Raw genomic sequence first — 20,397 nt, 5'->3', positions numbered from 1 at the left:
TCGTGGCCTGCGTCAGCGTGCGGAGACGCCGTCGTGCACCGCCAAGCCCGCATTCTTCTGACGGAAGCGATACCCGATCGCGAGCACCGCGAGCCATACCGGGATCAGGTACACCGACAGGCGGAGATCCGGCGTCAGGTACATCACGACGAGAATGCCGGCCATGAATGCCAGGCACAGGTAATTCGTGAAAGGATAGCCCACACTGCGGAAGGATGTCTCTTCCCCGGCAGCACGCTTGGCCTGGCGGAACTTCAGGTGGATCAGCGTGATCATCGCCCAGTTGATGATCAGCGCCGACACGACGAGGCCCATCAGCACCTCGAACGCCTTGCCCGGCATGAAGTAGTTGACCAGAACGCACACGCCGGTCGCGAGCGCCGACGCGCCGAGCGCGGCGAGCGGAATGCCGCGCTTGTTCACCGAGCACAGCACCTTCGGCGCGTTGCCCTGCTTCGCGAGGCCGAACAGCATCCGGCTGTTGCTGTACACGCCGCTGTTGTAGACCGACAGCGCGGCCGTCAGCACCACGACGTTCAGCACGTTCGCGACCACGTTGCTGCTCAGCGCATGGAAGATCAGCACGAACGGGCTGCCGCCGGTGACGACCTTTTCCCACGGATACAGCGACAGCAGCACGGCGAGCGCGCCGATGTAGAAAATCAGGATCCGGTAGATCACCTGGTTGGTCGCGCGCGGAATGCTGTGCTTCGGATCGTCCGCCTCGGCCGCGGTGATGCCGATCAGCTCCAGCCCGCCGAACGAGAACATGATCGCGGCCATCGACATCACGAGCCCCGATACGCCGTTCGGGAAGAAACCGCCGTGCCGCCACAGGTTCGCGATGCCCGCTTCGGGCCCCGCTTGCCCGCTCGCGAGCAGCCAGCCGCCGAAGCCGATCATCCCGACGATCGCGGCGACCTTGATGATCGAGAACCAGAATTCCGTCTCGCCGTACGACTTCACGCTCGCCAGATTCAGCAGGTTGATCGCGACGAAGAACACCAGCGCCGACACCCAGGTCGGCACGCCGGGCCACCAGTACTGCACGTAGATTCCAACAGCCGACAGCTCGGCCATGCTGACGAGGATGTACAGCACCCAGTAGTTCCAGCCGGACAGGAAACCGGTGAAGTGGCCGACGTATTTGTCGGCGAAATAGCTGAACGAGCCGGCGACGGGTTCGTCGACGACCATCTCGCCGAGCTGGCGCATGATGAAAAACGCGACGATGCCGGCCACCGCGTAGCCGAGCAGCACGGACGGGCCGGCCATCTTGATCGTCTGCGCGATGCCGAGGAACAGCCCCGTGCCGAGCGCGCCACCGAGCGCGATCAGCTGGATGTGCCGGTTCTTCAGCCCGCGCTTGAGGCCAGCGCTCTCGTTTCCAGAAACCATGTCTTCTCCATTCTTCCCGCCTCCGCCGGAAGCGGTGCGGCGCGCCTCGGTGTGCCGGGCGCTGTTTTTGCTGTGCCGGCGGCCGTTCGTGGGGACGCCGGGTTGGGGACTGCAATTTTCGCGCGGGCGACACCCGATTCGCGTCGGCGTGCCGGCCAGACCGGCCGCCGACTCGTCGCCCATGCCGCATTGCCGCGGCCGAACACGAAAATCCGGCGTCAGTTTAGCGTCGCGACGGCGAAATCGGGTTGCGTAACCCGCTCATGCAAACCCTACATTATGAGATAAGATTGCGCCCAGGAGACAGATGAGGAAACAAAAATGCCTGAACCGCTTCTCGACCGCATCGATCGCCACTTGCTGTCGGTGTTGCAGGAGAACGGCCGTGCGTCGAACCTCGACCTGGCGAAGGCCGTCGGGCTGTCGCCCGCGCAGACCTTGCGGCGCCATCGGCGGCTGGAGGAAATCGGCGCGATCCGCCGTTATGAAACCCGGCTGTGCCCGGATACGCTCGGGTTCGGCGTCACCGCGTTCGTGCACGTGACGATGGAGCGCGGGCATATCCGCGATCTGTCGAAGTTTCAGAAACTCGTGTCGGATCTCGCGCAGATCCAGGAATGTTTCTCGGTCACGGGCGATATCGACTACGTGCTGAAGGTCGTCGCGCACGACCTGAAGGGGCTGTCGACGTTCTTGCTCGAAACGCTGATGCGCATTCCGGGCGTGAGCGGCGTGCATTCGAGCGTGTGTCTCGACGAGATCAAGTGCACGAGCGCGATGCCGGTGGAAGGTTGACCAGCCCGGCGCACCGCGCCGGCGCGCTCACCGCACCGCCTCGAACGCACTGATCAGCAGCGCGCCGCAAGCAATCACGAGGCACCCTGCCGCCCGACGCGGCGTCAGCCGCTCGCCGAGATACACGCGCGCGATCAGCGCCGCGAACACCACGCTCGTTTCCCGCAGCGCCGACACCGGCCCCATCGGCGCGCGATCCATCGCCCAGATCACGATGCCGTACGCGAGCGCCGCGAACACGCCGCCGCAGGCCGCCTTCGCGGTTTCGCCGACATCCTGCGTCAACCGCAGCGGCCCCGCCCGCAGCCGGTAGTACGCGGCCATCATCGCGCCTGTCAGCACGAACATCCACGCGGTATAGCCGACCGTACTGCCGCTCTCCCGCACGCCGATCCCGTCGACCACGCTGTACGCCGCGATCGACACGCCGGTCGCGAACGCGGTCGGCAGCACCTGCATCATCCGGTGTTTCGCGCCGCGCCCGCGCTCCAGTCCGATCGCCATGATGCCCGCGCAGATCAGCACGAGCCCGCATTGCGCGCCGACGTTCAGGCGCTCGCCCGCGAACGCCGCCGCGCCGAGCGTGACCAGCAGCGGCGCGGTGCCGCGCGCGACCGGGTACGCGATGCTCAGGTCGCCGTGCTCGTAAGCACGGACGAGCAGCAGCGTATAGACGACGTGGATCACGGCCGACGCGACGACGCAGAGCCAGCTCGCCGGCGTGATCGGCGCGGCGGCCGGCAGGAACAGCAGCGCGAACAGCCCGATCGCGATCTGCAGCACCGTGGCCGAGCGCAGCCGGTCGCCGCTGCTGCGCACGAGCGCATTCCATGATGCGTGCAGGAACGCCGCGCACAGAACGGCAAACAGAACGGGGATCGGCACGCTCAATACTCCCTGACGGTCGGAAGCCGCACGGTGCACGGCAGGCGTTCATCGTATGAACGCGTCACCGTATTGTCAAAAAAGCGACGCGCGATGCCCTGCCAAGGATCCGGCCGGCGGCTCCCCGTCGCCCGCCCGGCAATGCTGGCGTCGCAAGCGACCGGCATGCGGCGACCTGTGACGTGGAGGTTGCGGACAGTCCGCCCCTTTCCGTTCTCTTTCGCATCGCGCCGGGTCGTAATGAAACCGATACCGCGGCGCAACCGTCGCGAAAACACTCCGTCCCCATATTTTCATACGCGGCTGTTCCAATGCGCGTGCTTCCTCACGAGCTCCGCGCCGAACCGACACGGCGACGGGGCCGTTCTCCACCATCGAAGGCCTTACCCTGGAGTTTCCCGATGTTCCGTCAAGCCTTGCTCGTCACCGCCTGCGCCGGCGCCACGCTTGCGCTGTTCGCCTGCGGCGGCAGTGACGATTCCACGCCGACGGCCGCCGTGTCGTCGCAGGATGCGCTGCAGACCGCCACGCCGATCAAGCACGTCGTCGTGATCTACGGCGAAAACATCTCGTTCGATCATTACTTCGGCACCTATCCGAACGCGACGAACCCGTCGGGCGAACCGGCGTTCACCGCGAAACCCGGCACACCGACGCCGAACGGCCTGACGGGCACGCTGCTCACCACGAACCCGAACTTCACGAACACGGCCAACGGCACCGACGCGGCGAACCCGTTCCGCCTCGACCGCACGCAGGCCGCGACCGCCGACCAGAACCACGCGTACACGGCCGAACAGCAGGCCGAGGACAACGGTCTTGCGGACCTGTTCCCGAAGTACACGGGCAAGGGCTCGTCCGGCGGCGCCGGCGCGTTCGGCACGAAAGGCCAGGTGATGGGCTATTTCGACGGCAACACGGTGACCGCGTTGTGGAACTACGCACAGCGCTTCGCGATGAGCGACAACACGTACACGACGGTCTACGGCCCGTCGACGCCGGGCGCGCTGAACGTCGTGTCGGGCCAGACCAACGGGATGCAGATCGTCAAGACGTCGAAGCAGCCGTCGACGCTCGCCGCGACCTCGTACTACATCAACGACGGCCAGGGCGGCCTCACGATGATCAACGACGTCGACCCGGGCTTCGACGTGTGTTCGAGCACGACCGACCAGGCGATGATGACCGGCAAGAACATCGGCGACCTGCTGAACGCCGCGAAGATCACGTGGGGCGGCTTCATGGGCGGCTTCAACCTGTCGACGACGAACGGCAACGGCACGACGGGCTGCGCGCGCAGCACGGTCGCCACCGCCGTAAACGCCGCGACGGCCGACTACATCCCGCATCACAACTGGTTCCAGTACTACGCGTCGACCGCGAACCCGCAACACACGCGTCCGAGCTCGATCGCGGCGATCGGTTCGAGCGTCGAGACCGACGGCAAGACGCCCGAACCGGCGAACCACCAGTACGACACGGACGACTTCTTCGCCGCCGTGAAGGCCGGCAACTTCCCGTCGGTGAGCTACCTGAAGGCGCCGGCCGCGCAGGACGGGCACGCGGGCTATTCGGATCCGCTCGACGAGCAGGCGTTCGTGACGAAGGTGGTCAACTTCCTGCAGCAGCAGCCGGACTGGCAGAACACGGCCGTGATCGTCACCTATGACGACTCGGACGGCTGGTACGACCACGTGTACACGGCGCCGACGCACGCATCGTCGGACCCGGTCGACCAGCTCAACGGCCCCGGCAAGTGCGGCACGGGCGGCACCACCGGCGTGAACGGCGCGACCGTGAACGGCCGCTGCGGCCCGGGCGTGCGCATTCCGCTGGTCGTGATCTCGCCGTATGCGAAGCAGAACTACGTCGATCACACGATGCTCGACCAGTCGTCCGTGGTGCGCTTCATCGAGGACAACTGGCTCGGCGGCCAGCGTATCGGCGGCGGTTCGTTCGATGCGACGGCGGGCGACCTGCGCAACCTGTTCGACTTCACGTCGAAGCCGAACACGACGCCGCTGTATCTCGACCCGACGCTCGGCACCGCATTGAGCGCGGCCCCGGCGATCTGACGGGGACAGCCTGACCGCATGGCCGGCGCATCACGCGCCGGCCGTTTCCATTTCAACGCGCCGCTTCGTGCGACGCCCGATTTTCGACCGACAGCATGACAGCTCGCCCCGCGTTTCCGTCTCCCGATGCCGCCGGCGCGCCCGCGCCGCGCGCCCCTTCCCGCCTGCTGCGCCGCGCGGCGTTCGTGCTCGGCGCGGCCGTGCTCGGCTATGGCGCGTTCGCGATCGCGTTTCCCGCGCAGGTGCCGGCGGCGATCGGCGCCGTGGTCGCCGACTGGACGGGCGCGAATCCGCATCCGGTCGTGTTGCAGCGGCCTGCCGCACAGCCGTTGTCGGCGGTCGCGCAGCTCGGACGCGCGCTGTTCCACGATCCGTCGCTGTCGGCGTCGGGCAAGCAGTCGTGCGCGTCGTGTCACAGCCCCGATCACGCGTACGGCCCGCCGAATGCGCTCGACGTGCAGCCGGGCGGCCTCGCGATGACGCAGCAGGGCTATCGTCCGCCGCCGTCGCTGATGTACCTGTACCGCCAGCCGAATTTCAGCATCGGTCCCGATGCCGGCGAGAACGACGCCGCGCCGAGCGTCGCGCAGCAGGCCGCGGCGGCGGCCGGCGTCGTCAAGGCGCAGAAGGTGGCCGGAACGTCGGCGGCGCCGCAGCTCGTGCCGCAGGGCGGGATGTTCTGGGACGGCCGCGCCGATACGCTGCAGCAACAGGCGTTCGGGCCGCTGCTGAATCCGGTCGAGATGGCGAACGCGAGCATCGACGACGTCGCGCGCAAGCTCGCGCAGTCGTCGCATCGCGCGCAGTTCGAGCAACTGTTCGGCGCGCGCGTGTTCTCCACGCCGCAGCTCGCGGTATCGGAAGCGATGTTCGCGATCGCGCGCTACCAGGTCGAGGATCCGTCGTTCCATCCGTACGACAGCAAGTACGACCGCTGGCTCGAAGGCCGCGCGCGCCTCACGCAGGCCGAGTTGCGCGGCCTGCGCCTGTTCAACGATCCGGACAAGGCCAATTGCGCGGGCTGCCATCTGTCGAAGCCCGGCAAGGACGGCTTGCCGCCGATGTTTACCGACTACCAGTACGAGGCGCTGGGCGCGCCGCGCAACCGCGCGCTCGCGCAGAACCGCAACCCGGCGTTCCACGATCTCGGCGTATGCGGGCCGTTCCGCGACGACCTGAAGGACCAGACGCAGTATTGCGGGATGTTCCTGACGCCGACGCTGCGCAACGCGGCGACGCGCCACGTGTTCTTCCACAATGGCGTATTCCATACGCTCGACCAGGTGATGGCGTTCTACAACGAGCGCAGCATCTCGCCGCAGAAGTTCTATCCGCGCGGGCCGGACGGCAAGATCGACGAATACGACGATATCCCGCCGAAATATCGCGCGAACGTCGACGTGACCGACGCGCCGTTCGATCGCAAGCCCGGCGACAAACCCGCGATGACGGCGCAGGACATCAAGGATATCGAAGCGTTTCTCGGCACGCTGACGGACCCGCCGCCGCAGCGCTGAACGCCGGCCGAGCGCAGCGCCGCGTCAGCAGCGCGCGCGAATGCAGAGAAACGCCGGCGCGAGCGACAGCTCCGCATGAAGCCGTTCCGACACGGCTTTCATTTCCGGCAGCGGCTTCGGTTCGACGAAGCGGTCGAGCCGCCAGCCGCCGTCGGCGACCGCGTTCAGGATGTCGGCGAGCGGCCGCCGCCATGCCTCGACGTAGGGCCGCGGCTCGCCGAACCCCGACCAGTGAAAACCGAAGCGCGAGGTATCGAAGTAGGTGCCGTCGCCACGCGTGCGTTCGTCCAACCAGTCGCGCATCGGATGCGCCATCGAGAACACGAGCGTTGCCCCGGGGCGCGCGACGCGCCGGAATTCCCGCAGCGTCGGTGCGAGGTCGCGCACGTAGTCGAGCGCGAGCGAGCACAGCACCTTGTCGACCGACGCGTCGGGCAGCCACGCGAGCGGCGCCTCCAGATCGCCTTCCGTGACGTCGACCGCGAGCCCCGCGCAGCGCGTTCGCGCGAGCGCAACCATCTCGGGCGTCACGTCGAACGCATGCACGGTCGCGCCGCCCTGGGCGAGGTGCGCGCTGCAGATGCCGGGCCCGCAGCCGGCATCGAGCACCGTCAGGCCGTCGACGTCGCCGAGCAGCGCCAGGGTGGCCGGACGCTCGTAGAGCGCATTGTGCGCCTTGGTCGGCGCGATGTCCGCATAGCGTTGCGCGAAGCTCGCGTAAGCGCGGCGGCCGGGCGGCTGGTTCGGGTCATTCGGTTCGGTCATCCGGCATCCGTCGGTGGAAACTGGGCAGGCCGATTCTGCCCGATCGGACGACGGATGGCGACCTGGACGGCGACCTTGTCGCGCCTGCGTCACGACAGACTGTCGAGCAACCGATACCACGCGACTCCGGCCGCGATATAGAAGCGCTGCAGCCCGTGCAACGGAATGGGTCGGATCGGCGAAACCCGGAACGGCAGCGGCAGTTGCGCATCGCCCGACAGATGCGCGGCCAGGTGCTTGCCGAGCGTCGTCGCCATCGCGATGCCGCGGCCGTTGTAGCCGAGCGCGATCGTCACGCCCGGCGCGGGCTCGTGCACGTGCGGCAGGAAATCCGCGGTGATCGCGACGCGCCCCGCCCAGCGGTATTCGAACCGGACACCCTTCAGTTGCGGATACAACAGCGTCGTCGCGCGTTCGAGATGGCGCCAGTCGCTCGGCGCGCGCGGTTCGGCGAACGGGCCGCGGCCGCCCATCAGCAGGCGCCCGGCCGCGTCGCGGCGGAAGTACAGCAGCAGGCGCCGCGCATCCGACGCGACTTCGCCGCCGGCGAGGATGTCGCGGCCAAGCGCCGGCGCGAGCGGTTCCGTCGCGACGATGAAACTGTTCGCGGCGATCACCGACTGACGCAAGCCGGGCCACAGCCCGTCCGTATAGCCGTTGGTCGCGATCACGACGCGCTCGGCCGACAGCGTCGCGCCGCCGGACGTCGCGATCCGCCAGCGGCCGTCGGCACGCGTCAGCCCGACGGCGCGGGTCGCTCCGTGCACGACCGCCCCGCTCGCCTGCACGGCACGCACCAGGCCGCGCGTATAGCTGAGCGGCTGCACGCTGCCCGCGCGGCGATCGATCCAGCCGCCCGCATACGCTGGCGTGCCGAGCCGCCGCGCGACGTCGTCGCGGCCGAGCACGTCGACCGGCGCGCCGCGCGCGGCCCATTGCTGCGCGCGGCGCGCGACCGTATCGAGCATCGCGGCGGTCGGCGCCGGCTGGATCCAGCCCTCGCGACGCGCATCGCAGTCGATCGCGTGCCGCGCGATCAGGTCGAACACCGTGTCGGCCGCGCCGCCGACGATGCCGGCAAGCTGCTCGCCGGCCGCGTCGCCGAACCGGCGCACCAGTTCGTCGGGGTCGTATTTCAGCCCGGGAATCACCTGCCCGCCGTTGCGGCCCGACGCGCCCCACCCCGGCTGCGCGCCGTCGATCACGCGGACGTTCACGCCGCGCTCGGCCAGATGAAGTGCGGTCGACAGGCCGGTGAAGCCGGCGCCGACGATCGCCACGTCGCACGACGCGGACGCGTCGAGCGCGGGCGTATCGGGCGCCGGCGCGGCGGTCGCCGCCCACAGCGAATCCGGCCACCGCGAGCCGGGCCATCCGGGTGCCGCGTTCGTTGCGCTCATGTTCGATCCGGGTGGTCGGCGCCGTCCGACGCCAGCAAGCGGCGCAGGAATTCCTGCGTACGGGGATGCGTCGGCTGCGTGAGCACGTCGCGCGCCGGTCCGCTCTCGCAGATCGTGCCGTCGTGCAGGAAGCACACGCGATCGGCCACCTCGCGGGCGAATGCCATTTCATGCGTGACGACCACCATGGTCATCCCGTCGCGAGCGAGCCCGCGCATCACGCCGAGCACTTCGCCGACGAGCTCGGGGTCGAGTGCCGACGTCGGCTCGTCGAACAGAATCGCCTGCGGCTCCATCGCGAGCGCGCGCGCGATCGCGACGCGCTGCTGCTGCCCGCCCGACAGCTCCGACGGATACGCATTCATCCGGTGCGCGAGCCCGACCTTGTCGAGCAGTGCGCGGGCCTGCTCGCGCGCCTGCGCGGCCGGCATGCGCCGCACGTGCACGGGCCCTTCCATCACGTTCTCGAGCGCGGTGCGGTGCGCGAACAGGTTGAAGCGCTGGAACACCATGCCGACCCGCATTCGCAATTCGTGGATCCGCTTCGAATGCGCGTCGACCTTCACGCCGTCGATCGTGATCGACCCTTCGTCGTAGGTCTCGAAGCCGTTGATACAGCGCAGCACGGTCGACTTGCCGGAACCCGACGGCCCGATCAGGCACACGACCTCCCCCTGCCGCACGTCGAGGCTCACGCCCTTCAGCACCGCGTGCTGCTGAAACCGCTTGTGTATCGAATCGATCCGGATCATGCGCCTCTCCTCAGTGCGAGCCGCTTGCCGAGCCGGTTCACGCCGAACATCAGCGGCAGGCCGAGCGCGAGATACAGCAGTGCGACGAGCGTGTAGACGCTCATGTTCTGGAACGTCGACGACGCGATCAGCTGGCCGGCGCGCGTGATCTCGGCGACCGTGATCGTCGACGCGACCGACGAATCCTTCAGCAGCATCACCAGCGTGTTGCCGTACGGCGGCAGCGCGATGCGGAACGCCTGCGGCAGCACCACGCGCCGCATGATCATCGGGCCGCGCATGCCGATCGCGTGCGCGGCCTCGATCTGGCCGCGGTCGATCGCCTCGATGCCCGCGCGGAAATTCTCGGCCTGATACGCCGAATACGCGATGCCGAGGCCCAGCACGCCAGCTTGGAACGCCGACAGCTGCACGCCGAGATCGGGCAGCACAAAGTACATATAGAACAGTTGCACGATGATCGGCAGCCCGCGGATCACGTTGATGATCGTGCTGCCGGCCGTCGATACGGCCCGATTGCGCGACACCTTCAGCAATGCGAGGATCAGCCCGAGCACCGAGCTGAGCACGAACGCGCATGCGGTGATCTCGATCGTGACCACCGCGCCCTTCAGCAGGATCGGCAGGAAATCGATCGCGTTCTGGAAAAACATGAGGTCTCCTATGCGACGCCCGGACGGCGCGCCGCCGTGGATGCCCGCGACGCGCGGGCGATACCGGTCGGAACTCGGGCGCGGACGCTCAGCTCATGTGCCACTTCTGCAGGATCTGCTGCAGCGTGCCGTCGCTCTTCATCTTGCGGATCGCGCCGTTGAGCTGTTCGAGCATGGCGGTGTCGCCCTTGCGCACGATGAAGCACACCTGCCCCTTCACGACGCTCTGGTATTCGGGCACGAGCCGCACCTGGCGATTGACGCCGTGCTCGATCTGGTACGCGACGATCGGCTGGTCGGCGAAGCCGGCCTTGATGCGCCCGAGCGCGACGTCGCGCATGATGTCGGCGATCGAATCGTAGGTCCGGACTTCCTTGAAGATGCCCTTCTTGTTGAGCGCGTCGACGAACGCCGTGCCGACCTGCGCGCCGACCGCCTGCCCCTTGAAATCGTCCATCGACGTATAGCGGCCCGGGTCGTCGGCCTTCACGATCAGGCCTTCGCCGAACGAGTAGACGGTGTCGGAGAAATCGACGACCTGCTGGCGCGCCGGCGTCTTCAGCATCGCGGCCGAGATGATGTCGATCTTCTGCGTGGTGAGCGACGGAATCAGCGCGGAGAACACGGTCTGCTGCACGTCGACGCGAAACCCGGCCGACTTCCCGGCTGCCGTGATCGCATCGACCATCATCCCCTGGATCGAATTGCTCTTGACGTCGAGAAACGTGAACGGCACGCCGGTGGCCGTCGCGCCGACCTTCAGCGTGGGCTCGGCGGCAACGGCGCTCGCCGAAGCCGTGGAGAGTGCGATACAGGTGGCGAAACCGGCGGCCAGTGCGCCGAACCGCTTGATGAACGGAACCATGGTGACTCCTTCTCGAATAATCCGATGCGCCGGCCGGCCGCTGATCGACACTGCGACGATGACCCGATCTTAGAACGAATCAAAAATATCGCAAACAGATTTTTGCGTATCGATATTCGATACGATATGATGCGATATCGAATCGATCGCGCCCCGCGCCATGGACACCTTGCCCGACCAATCAAACGATCTGCTGTTCAACCAGTCGCTCGAGAAAGGGCTGAACGTGCTGCGCGCGTTCAGCGCGAAACGGCGCACGATGACGCTGGCGGAAGTGGCCGACGCGGCCGGGATGACGAAAAGCTCCGCGCAGCGAATGGTCTACACGCTCGAGAAGCTCGGCTACATCCGCAAGCATCCGGTCACGCGCCGCTACCAGCTCACACCGCACGTGATGCGGATCGGCTTCAACTATCTCGCGGCCGACACGTTGATCGACGTCGCGAATCCGTTCCTGTCCGAGCTCACGAACCTGACCGGCGAAACCACCAACCTCACCGAGCCGGACGAGGATGAAATGGTGTACGTCGCGCGTTTCGTGTCCACCAAGTTCGTGCCGATCCACATGCCGATCGGCAGCCGTATCCCGATGTATTGCACGGGCTCCGGCCGTGCGTTCCTGAGCGCGTTGCCGCCGGACGATGCGCGCGCGCGGCTCGACGGCATGGTGCGCACGCCGCATACGCCGCGCACGGTCACGGCGCTCGACGAGCTCGTCGCGCTGCTCGATGGCGCGCGGCGCGAAGGCTACGCGACCAACCAGGAAGAATTGTTCATCGGGGACATGTCGATCGCGGCGCCGGTGCTCGGCAGTCAGGGACAGCCGGTCGCGGCCGTGCACGTGGTCGCACCGACGAGCCGCTGGACGTTCGACGACGCGCGCCGCAAGCTCGCGCCGGCGGTGATCGACTGCGCGCGCGGCATCAGCAATTCGATCCGGACGCTTGAATAGCGCCGGGGAAATGACGCACGGCGCGCCGCTGCATTGCGCAGCGGCGTTTGATCGCTACTGCGGCTTTGGGGAATGCTCGGCCCGGTAGGTACCGTTCGGGCGCAATACCAGCTTCTTCGCCGCAGCGTCCAGTTCCTTGCCGTGATACAGATCGATGCACTTCAGGAAGTCGAACTTCACATCCCGGACTTCGGATTCGACAATCGGATTCCGATAGTCGCGCGCCAGATACTTCGCGACCAGCGCGTGAATCACGTCCGGCGCACGTTCCATGTCGTAGTAGGTCCAGTCGCGCAACGCGCTGGCGCTGCTGCCGATGTCCGTGCTCGCGCCGGGCTCGTGCTTATAAGCGGTAGCCAGGCACTCCGCAAGCACCATGTCCTTGAAGTTCTGGAGGTAAGTCCGTGAGCCGGCTTCAGGCGACTGCTGTGCGGCGTCCTTCGCCACGACCATCGCCGGTTGAAACGCGATGCACGCGAACGCGGCAGCGATCCGGACTCCCCTCATGACAAGCTCCAAAAATTTGCGCGATCGGTACGATACCGCGCGCCCGGCTCGTTGAAGTAGCAATGGTCGTAACATGTGCGCCCGTTGAATAGCGTGGCTCGGCTCCATGCCATCCCGATCGATGTTGCGCAACGCGGGACCCGTGCCGCGAGACCCGGATCGAACCTTGACGTGGAAAAGTATTGCCGACTGTCGCGGCCCTGAATGGAAGGGTTTCGACAAGAAAGAGCGACCGGATACGCATCGGTCTGCGAGCCTGTTCGCCCACCCGCCCCCCTCGTTTTCCCCGATCCCGTTCGACTTGACTCGGCTCCCCCGATCGTCAAGACTTCACCCATCGCCAGTGTGATCACAGATCGCAGATCAAACCCAGGAGAACCCCGCCTTGCCGCCTCGTATCGTTCCGCCCGCCCTGAAAGCCATCGAACAGGAAACGATGGGAGACAAGGTCTACCAGCAACTGCGCGAAGCGCTGATGAGCGGCCGCTTCGCGCCTGGCCAGGCGCTGAGCCTGCGCAGCGTCGCCGAGGCGGTCGGCTCGTCGACGATGCCCGTGCGTGCCGCGCTCACGCGGCTGCGCGCCGAACGCGCGCTGGTCGACGGCCCGAATCGGGCGCTCGTCGTCCCGCCGATGACGCTCGACATGCTCGACGAACTGCGCGACGTGCGCATCGCGCTCGAAGGCTGCATCGCCGAGCGCGCGTGCGCCCGAATGACCGACGCGCAGATCGCGGCCGTGCGCAAGACCTGCGAAACGATGCAGGCGCACGCCGAGGCCGGCCGCTCGCGCGCCTACCTGCAAAGCAATTTCGCGTTCCACAGCGCGATCTACGCGCACGGCGCCAGCGAAAACACGCTCGCGATCGTCGAGAACCTGTGGATGCGCGTCGGCCCGTTCCTCAACATGGTCGCGCTCGACATCCCGCACATGCGGCGCTCGATGGATGCGCACCGCGCGATCGTCGATGCGCTCGAACGGCGCGACGGCGCGGGCGTGCGGGCCGGCATCGCGCTCGACATCGGCGGCGCCGCGCACGATCTCGCCGAGACGCTGCGGGCCGAACAGACACCGCGGACCGTGAACGCGAAACCGTAGCGACCGCTTGCCACGGCCGCCCGCCGCACGAGCGGCCGCCATCCCACTACACCAACGATGGAGACGACCCGGCATGACAGCTTCCGAACTACTGAAACCCTATGACGGCCTGCGCGTCCTCGTGACGGGCGGCGCGTCGGGTATCGGCCTCGAAATCGCCGACGCGTTCGCCGAATGCGGCGCGCGCGTGCACGTGTGCGACGCGTCGCAAGCCGCGATCGCGGCGCTCGCCGACCGGCCGCCGCGCGCCGCGGCCCGTGCGATCGGCGCGACGCTCGCCGACGTATCCGACCCGGCCGCCGTCGAGCGCGTGTTCGCGGACGTGTCGACCACGCTCGGCGGCCTCGACGTGCTGGTCAACAACGCGGGCATCGCCGGCCCGACCGGCGGCATCGACGAAATCGACCCCGTGCAGTGGGAGCAGACCGTCGCGATCAACCTGAACGCGCAATTCCAGTTCGCCCGCCGCGCGGTGCCGCTGCTGCGCGAGTCGAAACACGGCGGCGCGATCATCGCGCTGTCGTCGGTCGCCGGCCGGCTCGGCTATGCGTTCCGCACGCCGTACGCGGCCACCAAATGGGCGGTGGTCGGCCTCGTGAAGAGCCTCGCGATCGAGCTCGGGCCGCTCGGCATCCGCGTGAACGCGATCCAGCCCGGCATCGTGCGCGGCCCGCGAATGCGCCGCGTGATCGAGGCGCGCGCGCAGCAGCTCGGCATCGGCTACGACGAAATGGAAAAGCGCTATCTCGAGAAGATCTCGCTGCGGCGCATGACCGATCCGGCCGAAATCGCCGCGACCGCGCTGTTCCTGTGCTCGCCGGGCGGGCACGGGATCACGGGCCAGGCGATCTCCGTCTGCGGCAACGTCGAAGTGCTCTGAGCCCTCCTGCATCGTTCATCGAAAGGAATCCATCCGTGGCAAACGCTCGCAAAGTCATCATCACCTGTGCGCCGACCGGCGCGATCCATACGCCGTCGATGTCGCCGTACCTGCCCGTGACGCCGCACGAAATCGAAACGGCCGCGGTCGCGGCCGCGCAGGCCGGCGCGGCGATCCTGCACCTGCACGCACGCAACCCGTCCGACGGCAGGCCGACGCAGGATCCGGCCGTGTTCGCCGAATTCCTGCCGCGCATCAAGGCGCAGACCGACGCGGTGATCAACCTCACGTCGGGCGGCAGCCCGCACATGACGGTCGACGAACGATTGCAACCCGCACTGCACTTCCAGCCCGAGATCGCGTCGCTGAACATGGGCTCGATGAACTTCGGGCTGTACCCGATGCTCGAGCGCTTTCGCGAGCTGAAGCATCCGTGGGAGCGCGAGCATCTCGAGAAAAGCCGCGATCTCGTGTTCAAGAACACGTTCGCGGACATCGAGACGATCCTCACGCGCTGCGGCGCGAACGGCACGCGGTTCGAATTCGAGTGCTACGACATCTCGCACCTGTACAACCTCGCGCATTTCGTCGATCGCGGGCTCGCGAAGCCGCCGTTCTTCGTGCAAAGCGTGTTCGGGCTGCTCGGCGGGATCGGCGCGCATCCGGAGGATTTGATGCACATGCGCCGCACGGCCGACCGCCTGTTCGGCGGCGATTACGTGTGGTCGATCCTCGGCGCCGGGCGCAACCAGATTCCGCTCGCGACGATCGGCGCCGCGCAGGGCGCGAACGTACGCGTCGGGCTCGAGGATTCGCTGTGGATCGCGCCCGGCAAGCTCGCGGAATCGAGCGCCGCCCAGGTCCTGAAAATGCGCCAGGTGCTCGAAGGCCTGTCGCTCGAGATCGCGACGCCGGCCGAGGCGCGCGCGATGCTCGCGCTCAAGGGCGGCGACGCGGTGAATTTCTGAGCGCCGGGCCATCCCCCAACAGCAGCATCCGCAAGCGCAGTGACAAGGCGCCCTTGATCGCCCCGCTCGATTCGAGCGCCGCCGGCGCGGCTCCGTCGTCTGCCCATCCGCTGCGTGCACCGCAGCGGCATTTGCCGAACGCGGCGCGCCGTGCTTGCCGTGCGCGCCGGTTCGCCCTTACCGGAGTCGTCCGCATGTCCACTCATCACGCCCAGGCCTTGCCTTCCGCCGCCGGCGACGCGCACGCGTCGCTGAACCGGCTGCTGTTCCGCAAACTCATGCCGCTGCTGATCGCCGCGTACGTGATCAGCTTTCTCGACCGCACCAACATCGCGTTCGCCAAACATTCGATGGGGGTCGATCTCGGCATTTCGTCGGCCGCGTACGGGCTCGGCGCGGGACTGTTCTTCCTGACCTACGCGCTTTTCGAGATCCCGAGCAACCTGATCATGCATCGCGTCGGCGCGCGCTTCTGGATCACGCGGATCATGATCACGTGGGGCGCGCTGTCGGTCGCGATGGCGTTCGTCCGCGGCGAGACGTCGTTCTACGTGATGCGCCTGCTGCTCGGCGTGGCCGAAGCCGGCCTGTTTCCGGGCGTGATGCTGTATCTGACGTACTGGTTCGGCCGCGAGGAGCGTGCGCGCGCGACCGGCTACTTCCTGCTCGGCGTGTGCATCGCCAACATCGTCGGCGGGCCGCTCGCCGGTGCGCTGATCGAGCTCGACGGCACGTTCGGCTTCCACGGCTGGCAATGGCTGTTCGTCGTCGAAGGCATTCCGGCGATCCTGCTCGCATTCGTCGTGTGGGCACGGTTGCCCGACCGTCCGAGCGCCGCGCCGTGGCTCGCGCCGGAAACCGGCCGCGCGCTCGAGCGGAAGCTCGCGGCCGAACAGGACGCGGGCGTCGCCGCGCACGGCAGCCATGCGTTCGGCGCCGCGCTGCGCGATCCGCAGATCTGGCTCGCGATCTTCGTGTACTTCTGCCACCAGTTGACCATCTACACGGTGATCTTCTTCCTGCCGGGCATCATCGGCGCGTCGGGACGTCTTTCGCCGGTGGCGGTCGGGTTGCTGACGTCGCTGCCCTGGCTCTCCGCCGCACTCGGGGCCGGGACGCTGCCGCGCTTCGCACGCGAATCGCGTCATTCGCGGCGGATGCTGTGCGCGGGGCTCGTCGTGATGGCGGCCGGGATGGTCGGCGCCGCGCATGCGTCGCCGGTGGCGGGGCTGCTCTGCGTGTGCGTGGCCGCGTCGATGTTCTTCGTCGTGCAGTCGATCGTGTTCACGTTTCCGGCGTCGCGCCTCGCGGGCAGCGCACTGGCCGGCGGGCTCGGGCTTGTGAATACGTGCGGGTTGCTCGGCGGCTTCGTCGGGCCGACCGTCGTCGGCGCGATCGAACAGACGACCGGCAATGCGAAGAACGGGCTGACGCTGCTGGCAGCCGCGCTCGTCGTCGCGGCGGTCGCGAGCCTCGCGTTGCGTCACGGGCACGAGCGCGCCGACGCGCGGTCGCGCGGCTGACAGGCAGGCTGGAATCAAGCTGGCGGGAGGGGGGCTCAGCCCCGCCCGCCTCTCGCCTCTCGCCTCTCGCCTCTCGCCTCTCGCCTCACGTCGTCAGAACAGATACATCGCCCCGACGAACACGACGCCCGACAACAGCATCGTCGTCACGCAATACCCCATGATGTCGCGCATGCCGAGCCCCTAGTGCAGCAGCGCAACGTTCTCGTCGATTCGGCGCTGGATGTCCATGAGGGTGTCTTCGGTGATGATCCCCTCGTAGCGGCACTTCGCAATGGTCGAAAACTGGCTGGCCACGCCGCACATTCCGTCGATCATGTCGCCGGCAGCGGCTGCGGGAAGCTCCGCTTCCTTTGCCAGTCCGAGCAATGCGGCTCGGTCGATCCGCAGCGCCTCGCCCATGACGTCCATTTGGTGGTAACCGCCCGGCCCCTCGCAGAATGTCACGTCGTAGGCCGGCGCGAGCTTCCACTCGCCGGATCGCGACATGACGTACGCGAAGTTCTTCGGATGATCGTCGCGATTGTTGAATGCGACATTGAAGACAGCCCGTTCAAACGCCCGCGCCTTCTCGCGTACGTCGTTGGTGCACATGTGAGTGGCGCGCAAGAAATTCACGTAATCCAGCGCACCCGGCGTTTTGTAATCGGCGCCGGTGAACGCGGCAACGCTTTGCATGGGCACGCGCAGACCGTCCAGTCGATCGAAACGCCGGGACGCAAATGCCGCCATCCCGTCAGGCAAATTGAAATGCAGCGTGTCCGGGGTCTCGATGCCGCACATGCGCAAGCACTCGGCGTAGACCATTTCGATCGCACACACCTCGGGATGCTCTTGCCGAGCCGGGAACTTGACCAACCACGCTTCAAAGCCCGCCACCGCGGCCGTGGTAAATACGCCGGACCGCGGATCACGATAGACCAGGGCCTTTGGCCTGGCGCCTTGCGGAGAGCCACCGACCTGCAGCAATTGATGAAGGAATTCGCCACCCTCGCCATCGAGAACTTCCTGTACCTCGGCCGCAAGCCGAGCGAGGGGGATATCCTGCCGCGGCGCCAGGATCTCGGGCGCGACAGGCTCGAACGACAGGGCGCCCATTGCATGGTTGCCAATGTAAGCCAATCGCTCCAGCGGCCCGATACGTGCGGCGTTGAGACCGCGGCGTTTGAACAAGCGGTCCATCAGCAACATGCCCCATCCATCGGGCAACGCGTCATAGACCGGTCCGGGCAATCCAAGCTGGTGGACCGGAAAGTCCTTGCGCAGCCTCGCCCCATGCAATGGGAGCGCATAAGACGACAGTTCCAGCCCCCTCTTGCGCGCGTCGTCGCTATATTCGAATACGACCAACGGGCGCCCCGTGATCGCGGTCGTGGAAACCATCGATCCCCACAGCCAGTGTTCCCCCCAGCCGTCGTAGTAGACATCGATCCGCTCGATCATTTCTGGTTACCCCTCTTGACGCGCCGGCGTTTGGCACTTTTTTCATACCGGTGAACGTCTTCCAGGCTATCGAGCTTCGGCAGGAAAAGTCCCTCGAGTTCCTTGCTTCGTCCCAGAACCATCGCTACACGGATTACCGTCTCGAGGCTCACATTGCGGCCAGCTTCGAGATTGGACACGGTATTGGCACCGACGCCGGCACGCGCGGCTACGTCGCTCTGCGTCAGTTGCAACGCGAGCCGCTCCGTGCGAAGCCGCGCACAAAGGAGGGTGACGATTTCGTCGGGCTTGCGGAAACTTAATTCCAACATAGTGGATCTTAGAATGCTTTATCTCTGATAACTCACAATATTATAGAGTTATGAGCGAGATACGCTCAAGAAATATAATCCCCGATTGTTGGGTCTTACCGCGAGATGTTCGGTTATAATCCACTTCAAAAGGGAATTACGCGCGCGCCCCGTGCCCTTCCAGTGTCCATGCGACGCCCGCCGAACACGCCAAGTCGTGGTGCGGTTCGTCGCGCTCGCCAGTACCCTGGATGTGGCCGGCCGTGAGCCCGGCTAGCGGGCAACCGCCTCCAGCGTGCTGACAGCTGCGATCGCCCGCGCACGCCCCTCCGCCACCCGCTGCGCGAACCGGTACGCCACGAGCGAACCGGCCACGGCGAGCAACATCGGCACGAGGCAGTCGTGATTCGCGCGCGTGAATTCGAGCATCAGCACGACGGCCGTGATCGGCATCTGCATCGACGCGGCGAGAAACGCGGTCGCGCCGATCAGCGCGCATCCGCCGAGCGATGCGCCGGGCCATAAGGCGCTCCACAGCCCGCCGAGCACGACGCCGAGCAGCGCGCCGTTCGCGAGACCCGGCGTCAGCAATCCGCCTTCCGCGCCGGCCCGCAGGCTGCCGGCCTCGATCAGCACCTTCAGCACCAACAACGCCGCGGCAAGCCCGATCGTCAGCGTGCCGTCGAAGCCCAGCGACGCCGGACCCTTGCCGTTGCCGAGCAGTTGCGGAAACCCGATCGCGAGCAAGCCGATCACCGCGAAGTTGAGCAGCGCGAACACCGGCAGCCGCCAGTCCTTCGGCGCGTTCGCGCGCGCCGCGGTCGTGAGCCGCACGAAACCGTACGCGGCGAAGCCGAACAGCGGCCCGCAGACGATCGACCATGCGACGAGCGGCGTGCTCAGCACGAACGCCGGCACCGTGTACTGGTGCTCGTTGCCGAGGCCGATCCACGCGACGATCGCCGCGATCGCGGACGTCACGACCGCCACGATCAGCGCACGCAGCTCGAACGTACCGAGCAGCACCTCGAGCACGAAGATCGCGCCGCCGAGCGGCACGTTGTAGACGGCCGCGAGCCCCGCGCCGGCGCCGCACGCGACCATCAGCCGGCAGTCGTCGGGCGTGAGTCGCGCCGCATGGGCGAACTGCCCGGCGAGCAGCGAACCGATTTCGCGCGGCGCGACTTCGCGGCCGAGCGGCGAGCCGAGCGCGACGGTGACGATCTGCAGCAGCGCGTGAACCGTCGTGCTGACGAACGGCATCCGCGGATCGGCCGCGCGCACCGCGCGACGGATGCTGACGAGCGGCCGGCCATACCGGTAAAGCGCCCACCAGCCGCCGCCGGCGACGAGTCCGCAGACGGCCAGCACCGCGAGCCGGCGCAGCGGATCGGCCGCGGTCACGCCAGTGAGGAAGCTCTCGGACCCGATCACGTGCGCGACGCTGTAGCCGTACGCGATGTGCTGGATCGCATGCAGCAGCAACGCGAGCAGCATGCCGCCGAGACCCGCGCCGATGCCGGTCAGGACCGTGACGACGGCCAGGCGCGCGAACGGGCTGGCGGCCGGCGAAGACGAAGCGGGAGCGGATGGAAGATCGAGGCGCATGGGGTCGGCGAACGAGGATCGAAAG

At 67.2% G+C, this 20,397-nt stretch carries 19 protein-coding genes and 1 pseudogene; 8 read left to right on the top strand and 12 right to left on the bottom strand.

Annotated features, from left to right (window positions below; all coding sequences use genetic code 11):
• Positions 1–12: 12 nt before the first annotated feature.
• Entirely contained in the window at positions 13–1,398 is a 1,386-nt protein-coding gene (locus CFB52_RS22010; protein ID WP_059574436.1) for an amino acid permease, read from the bottom strand.
• Between the two features lie 321 nt (positions 1,399–1,719).
• Between CFB52_RS22010 and CFB52_RS22005 the strand changes: the two genes are divergently transcribed.
• A complete protein-coding gene (locus CFB52_RS22005; protein WP_059574437.1) occupies positions 1,720–2,193 on the top strand; it encodes an Lrp/AsnC family transcriptional regulator in 474 nt (157 codons plus the stop codon).
• Between the two features lie 27 nt (positions 2,194–2,220).
• Here CFB52_RS22005 and CFB52_RS22000 read toward each other — a convergent pair whose 3' ends face one another.
• On the bottom strand, positions 2,221–3,078 hold the full coding sequence (locus tag CFB52_RS22000) for an EamA family transporter (RefSeq protein ID WP_099317908.1): 858 nt from the start codon (positions 3,076–3,078) through the stop codon (positions 2,221–2,223).
• A 401-nt stretch (positions 3,079–3,479) separates the two neighbouring features.
• On the opposite strand from CFB52_RS22000, the gene CFB52_RS21995 reads away from it, so the two are divergent.
• Together CFB52_RS21995 and CFB52_RS21990 are read left to right on the top strand one after the other, a co-directional pair.
• Entirely contained in the window at positions 3,480–5,153 is a 1,674-nt protein-coding gene (locus tag CFB52_RS21995; protein ID WP_099317426.1) for a phospholipase C, read from the top strand.
• Positions 5,154–5,248: 95 nt separating this feature from the next.
• On the top strand, positions 5,249–6,670 hold the full coding sequence (locus CFB52_RS21990; RefSeq protein ID WP_099317425.1) for a cytochrome-c peroxidase: 1,422 nt from the start codon (positions 5,249–5,251) through the stop codon (positions 6,668–6,670).
• A 24-nt stretch (positions 6,671–6,694) separates the two neighbouring features.
• Here CFB52_RS21990 and CFB52_RS21985 read toward each other — a convergent pair whose 3' ends face one another.
• The 5 genes from CFB52_RS21985 to CFB52_RS21965 all read right to left on the bottom strand — a co-directional run bounded on the left by CFB52_RS21985 (position 6,695) and on the right by CFB52_RS21965 (position 11,105).
• Positions 6,695–7,435, bottom strand: a complete 741-nt coding sequence (locus CFB52_RS21985; protein ID WP_099317424.1) for a class I SAM-dependent methyltransferase — start codon at positions 7,433–7,435, stop codon at positions 6,695–6,697.
• An 89-nt stretch (positions 7,436–7,524) separates the two neighbouring features.
• Entirely contained in the window at positions 7,525–8,835 is a 1,311-nt protein-coding gene (locus CFB52_RS21980; protein WP_099317423.1) for an FAD-binding oxidoreductase, read from the bottom strand.
• Complete coding sequence (locus CFB52_RS21975; protein ID WP_060310980.1) at positions 8,832–9,587, bottom strand: amino acid ABC transporter ATP-binding protein; 756 nt, start codon at positions 9,585–9,587, stop codon at positions 8,832–8,834. The genes CFB52_RS21980 and CFB52_RS21975 overlap by 4 nt, the downstream gene beginning before the upstream one ends.
• Positions 9,584–10,240, bottom strand: coding sequence for an amino acid ABC transporter permease (locus CFB52_RS21970; protein WP_059574444.1), 657 nt, complete (start codon positions 10,238–10,240; stop codon positions 9,584–9,586). The genes CFB52_RS21975 and CFB52_RS21970 overlap by 4 nt, the downstream gene beginning before the upstream one ends.
• 88 nt (positions 10,241–10,328) lie before the next feature.
• On the bottom strand, positions 10,329–11,105 hold the full coding sequence (locus tag CFB52_RS21965) for an ABC transporter substrate-binding protein (RefSeq protein WP_059574445.1): 777 nt from the start codon (positions 11,103–11,105) through the stop codon (positions 10,329–10,331).
• A gap of 160 nt (positions 11,106–11,265) precedes the next feature.
• Between CFB52_RS21965 and CFB52_RS21960 the strand changes: the two genes are divergently transcribed.
• On the top strand, positions 11,266–12,057 hold the full coding sequence (locus CFB52_RS21960) for an IclR family transcriptional regulator (protein ID WP_059574447.1): 792 nt from the start codon (positions 11,266–11,268) through the stop codon (positions 12,055–12,057).
• A gap of 54 nt (positions 12,058–12,111) precedes the next feature.
• On the opposite strand, the gene CFB52_RS21955 is transcribed toward CFB52_RS21960, so the two are convergent.
• Positions 12,112–12,564: a type VI secretion system amidase immunity protein Tai4 gene (locus CFB52_RS21955; protein ID WP_099317422.1), complete on the bottom strand. Its 453-nt coding sequence runs from the start codon at positions 12,562–12,564 to the stop codon at positions 12,112–12,114.
• A 385-nt stretch (positions 12,565–12,949) separates the two neighbouring features.
• Here CFB52_RS21955 and CFB52_RS21945 point away from each other — a divergent pair, with 385 nt between their 5' ends.
• The 4 genes from CFB52_RS21945 (at position 12,950) to CFB52_RS21930 (ending at position 17,031) form a co-directional block, all read left to right on the top strand.
• Complete coding sequence (locus CFB52_RS21945) at positions 12,950–13,660, top strand: GntR family transcriptional regulator (RefSeq protein WP_059574448.1); 711 nt, start codon at positions 12,950–12,952, stop codon at positions 13,658–13,660.
• Positions 13,661–13,733: 73 nt separating this feature from the next.
• Positions 13,734–14,540 carry an SDR family oxidoreductase gene (locus CFB52_RS21940; protein WP_060967517.1) on the top strand — a complete coding sequence of 269 codons (807 nt, stop codon included), beginning with the start codon at positions 13,734–13,736 and terminating at the stop codon, positions 14,538–14,540.
• Positions 14,541–14,575: 35 nt separating this feature from the next.
• The gene (locus CFB52_RS21935) at positions 14,576–15,508 is read left to right on the top strand and encodes a 3-keto-5-aminohexanoate cleavage protein (RefSeq protein WP_060310983.1); all 933 of its coding nucleotides are present in this window, start codon (positions 14,576–14,578) and stop codon (positions 15,506–15,508) included.
• A 194-nt stretch (positions 15,509–15,702) separates the two neighbouring features.
• Positions 15,703–17,031: an MFS transporter gene (locus CFB52_RS21930; RefSeq protein ID WP_099317421.1), complete on the top strand. Its 1,329-nt coding sequence runs from the start codon at positions 15,703–15,705 to the stop codon at positions 17,029–17,031.
• A 93-nt stretch (positions 17,032–17,124) separates the two neighbouring features.
• Here CFB52_RS21930 and CFB52_RS34305 read toward each other — a convergent pair.
• The 4 genes and pseudogenes from CFB52_RS34305 to CFB52_RS21915 all read right to left on the bottom strand — a co-directional run.
• A pseudogene (locus CFB52_RS34305) lies at positions 17,125–17,214 on the bottom strand (TIGR00366 family protein); the annotation flags it as partial.
• A complete protein-coding gene (locus CFB52_RS21925) occupies positions 17,215–18,474 on the bottom strand; it encodes a type II toxin-antitoxin system HipA family toxin (protein WP_099317420.1) in 1,260 nt (419 codons plus the stop codon). It abuts the pseudogene before it with no gap.
• A complete protein-coding gene (locus CFB52_RS21920) occupies positions 18,471–18,785 on the bottom strand; it encodes a helix-turn-helix domain-containing protein (RefSeq protein WP_081059134.1) in 315 nt (104 codons plus the stop codon). Before CFB52_RS21920 ends, CFB52_RS21925 begins: the two co-directional genes overlap by 4 nt.
• Positions 18,786–19,037: 252 nt before the next feature.
• The gene (locus CFB52_RS21915) at positions 19,038–20,372 is read right to left on the bottom strand and encodes a chloride channel protein (protein ID WP_099317419.1); all 1,335 of its coding nucleotides are present in this window, start codon (positions 20,370–20,372) and stop codon (positions 19,038–19,040) included.
• Positions 20,373–20,397: the final 25 nt, after the last annotated feature.

Origin of the sequence: Burkholderia sp. AU18528, assembly GCF_002223215.2 — a bacterium.
In the GTDB taxonomy this organism is placed as follows: Bacteria; Pseudomonadota; Gammaproteobacteria; order Burkholderiales; family Burkholderiaceae; genus Burkholderia; species Burkholderia semiarida.
Note: the sequence above shows the minus strand (reverse complement) of the source record. Positions and strands in the feature narration are given on the sequence as shown.

Bases quoted from the DNA above. Each gene is read 5' to 3' on its own strand.
- CFB52_RS22010 (WP_059574436.1), bottom strand. From the start codon at position 1,398: ATGGTTTCTGGAAACGAGAGCGCTGGCCTCAAGCGCGGGCTGAAGAAC.
- CFB52_RS22005 (WP_059574437.1), top strand. From the start codon at position 1,720: ATGCCTGAACCGCTTCTCGACCGCATCGATCGCCACTTGCTGTCGGTG.
- CFB52_RS21995 (WP_099317426.1), top strand. From the start codon at position 3,480: ATGTTCCGTCAAGCCTTGCTCGTCACCGCCTGCGCCGGCGCCACGCTT.
- CFB52_RS21990 (WP_099317425.1), top strand. From the start codon at position 5,249: ATGACAGCTCGCCCCGCGTTTCCGTCTCCCGATGCCGCCGGCGCGCCC.
- CFB52_RS21985 (WP_099317424.1), bottom strand. From the start codon at position 7,435: ATGACCGAACCGAATGACCCGAACCAGCCGCCCGGCCGCCGCGCTTAC.
- CFB52_RS21980 (WP_099317423.1), bottom strand. From the start codon at position 8,835: ATGAGCGCAACGAACGCGGCACCCGGATGGCCCGGCTCGCGGTGGCCG.
- CFB52_RS21975 (WP_060310980.1), bottom strand. From the start codon at position 9,587: ATGATCCGGATCGATTCGATACACAAGCGGTTTCAGCAGCACGCGGTG.
- CFB52_RS21970 (WP_059574444.1), bottom strand. From the start codon at position 10,240: ATGTTTTTCCAGAACGCGATCGATTTCCTGCCGATCCTGCTGAAGGGC.
- CFB52_RS21965 (WP_059574445.1), bottom strand. From the start codon at position 11,105: ATGGTTCCGTTCATCAAGCGGTTCGGCGCACTGGCCGCCGGTTTCGCC.
- CFB52_RS21960 (WP_059574447.1), top strand. From the start codon at position 11,266: ATGGACACCTTGCCCGACCAATCAAACGATCTGCTGTTCAACCAGTCG.
- CFB52_RS21955 (WP_099317422.1), bottom strand. From the start codon at position 12,564: ATGAGGGGAGTCCGGATCGCTGCCGCGTTCGCGTGCATCGCGTTTCAA.
- CFB52_RS21940 (WP_060967517.1), top strand. From the start codon at position 13,734: ATGACAGCTTCCGAACTACTGAAACCCTATGACGGCCTGCGCGTCCTC.
- CFB52_RS21930 (WP_099317421.1), top strand. From the start codon at position 15,703: ATGTCCACTCATCACGCCCAGGCCTTGCCTTCCGCCGCCGGCGACGCG.
- CFB52_RS21925 (WP_099317420.1), bottom strand. From the start codon at position 18,474: ATGATCGAGCGGATCGATGTCTACTACGACGGCTGGGGGGAACACTGG.
- CFB52_RS21920 (WP_081059134.1), bottom strand. From the start codon at position 18,785: ATGTTGGAATTAAGTTTCCGCAAGCCCGACGAAATCGTCACCCTCCTT.
- CFB52_RS21915 (WP_099317419.1), bottom strand. From the start codon at position 20,372: ATGCGCCTCGATCTTCCATCCGCTCCCGCTTCGTCTTCGCCGGCCGCC.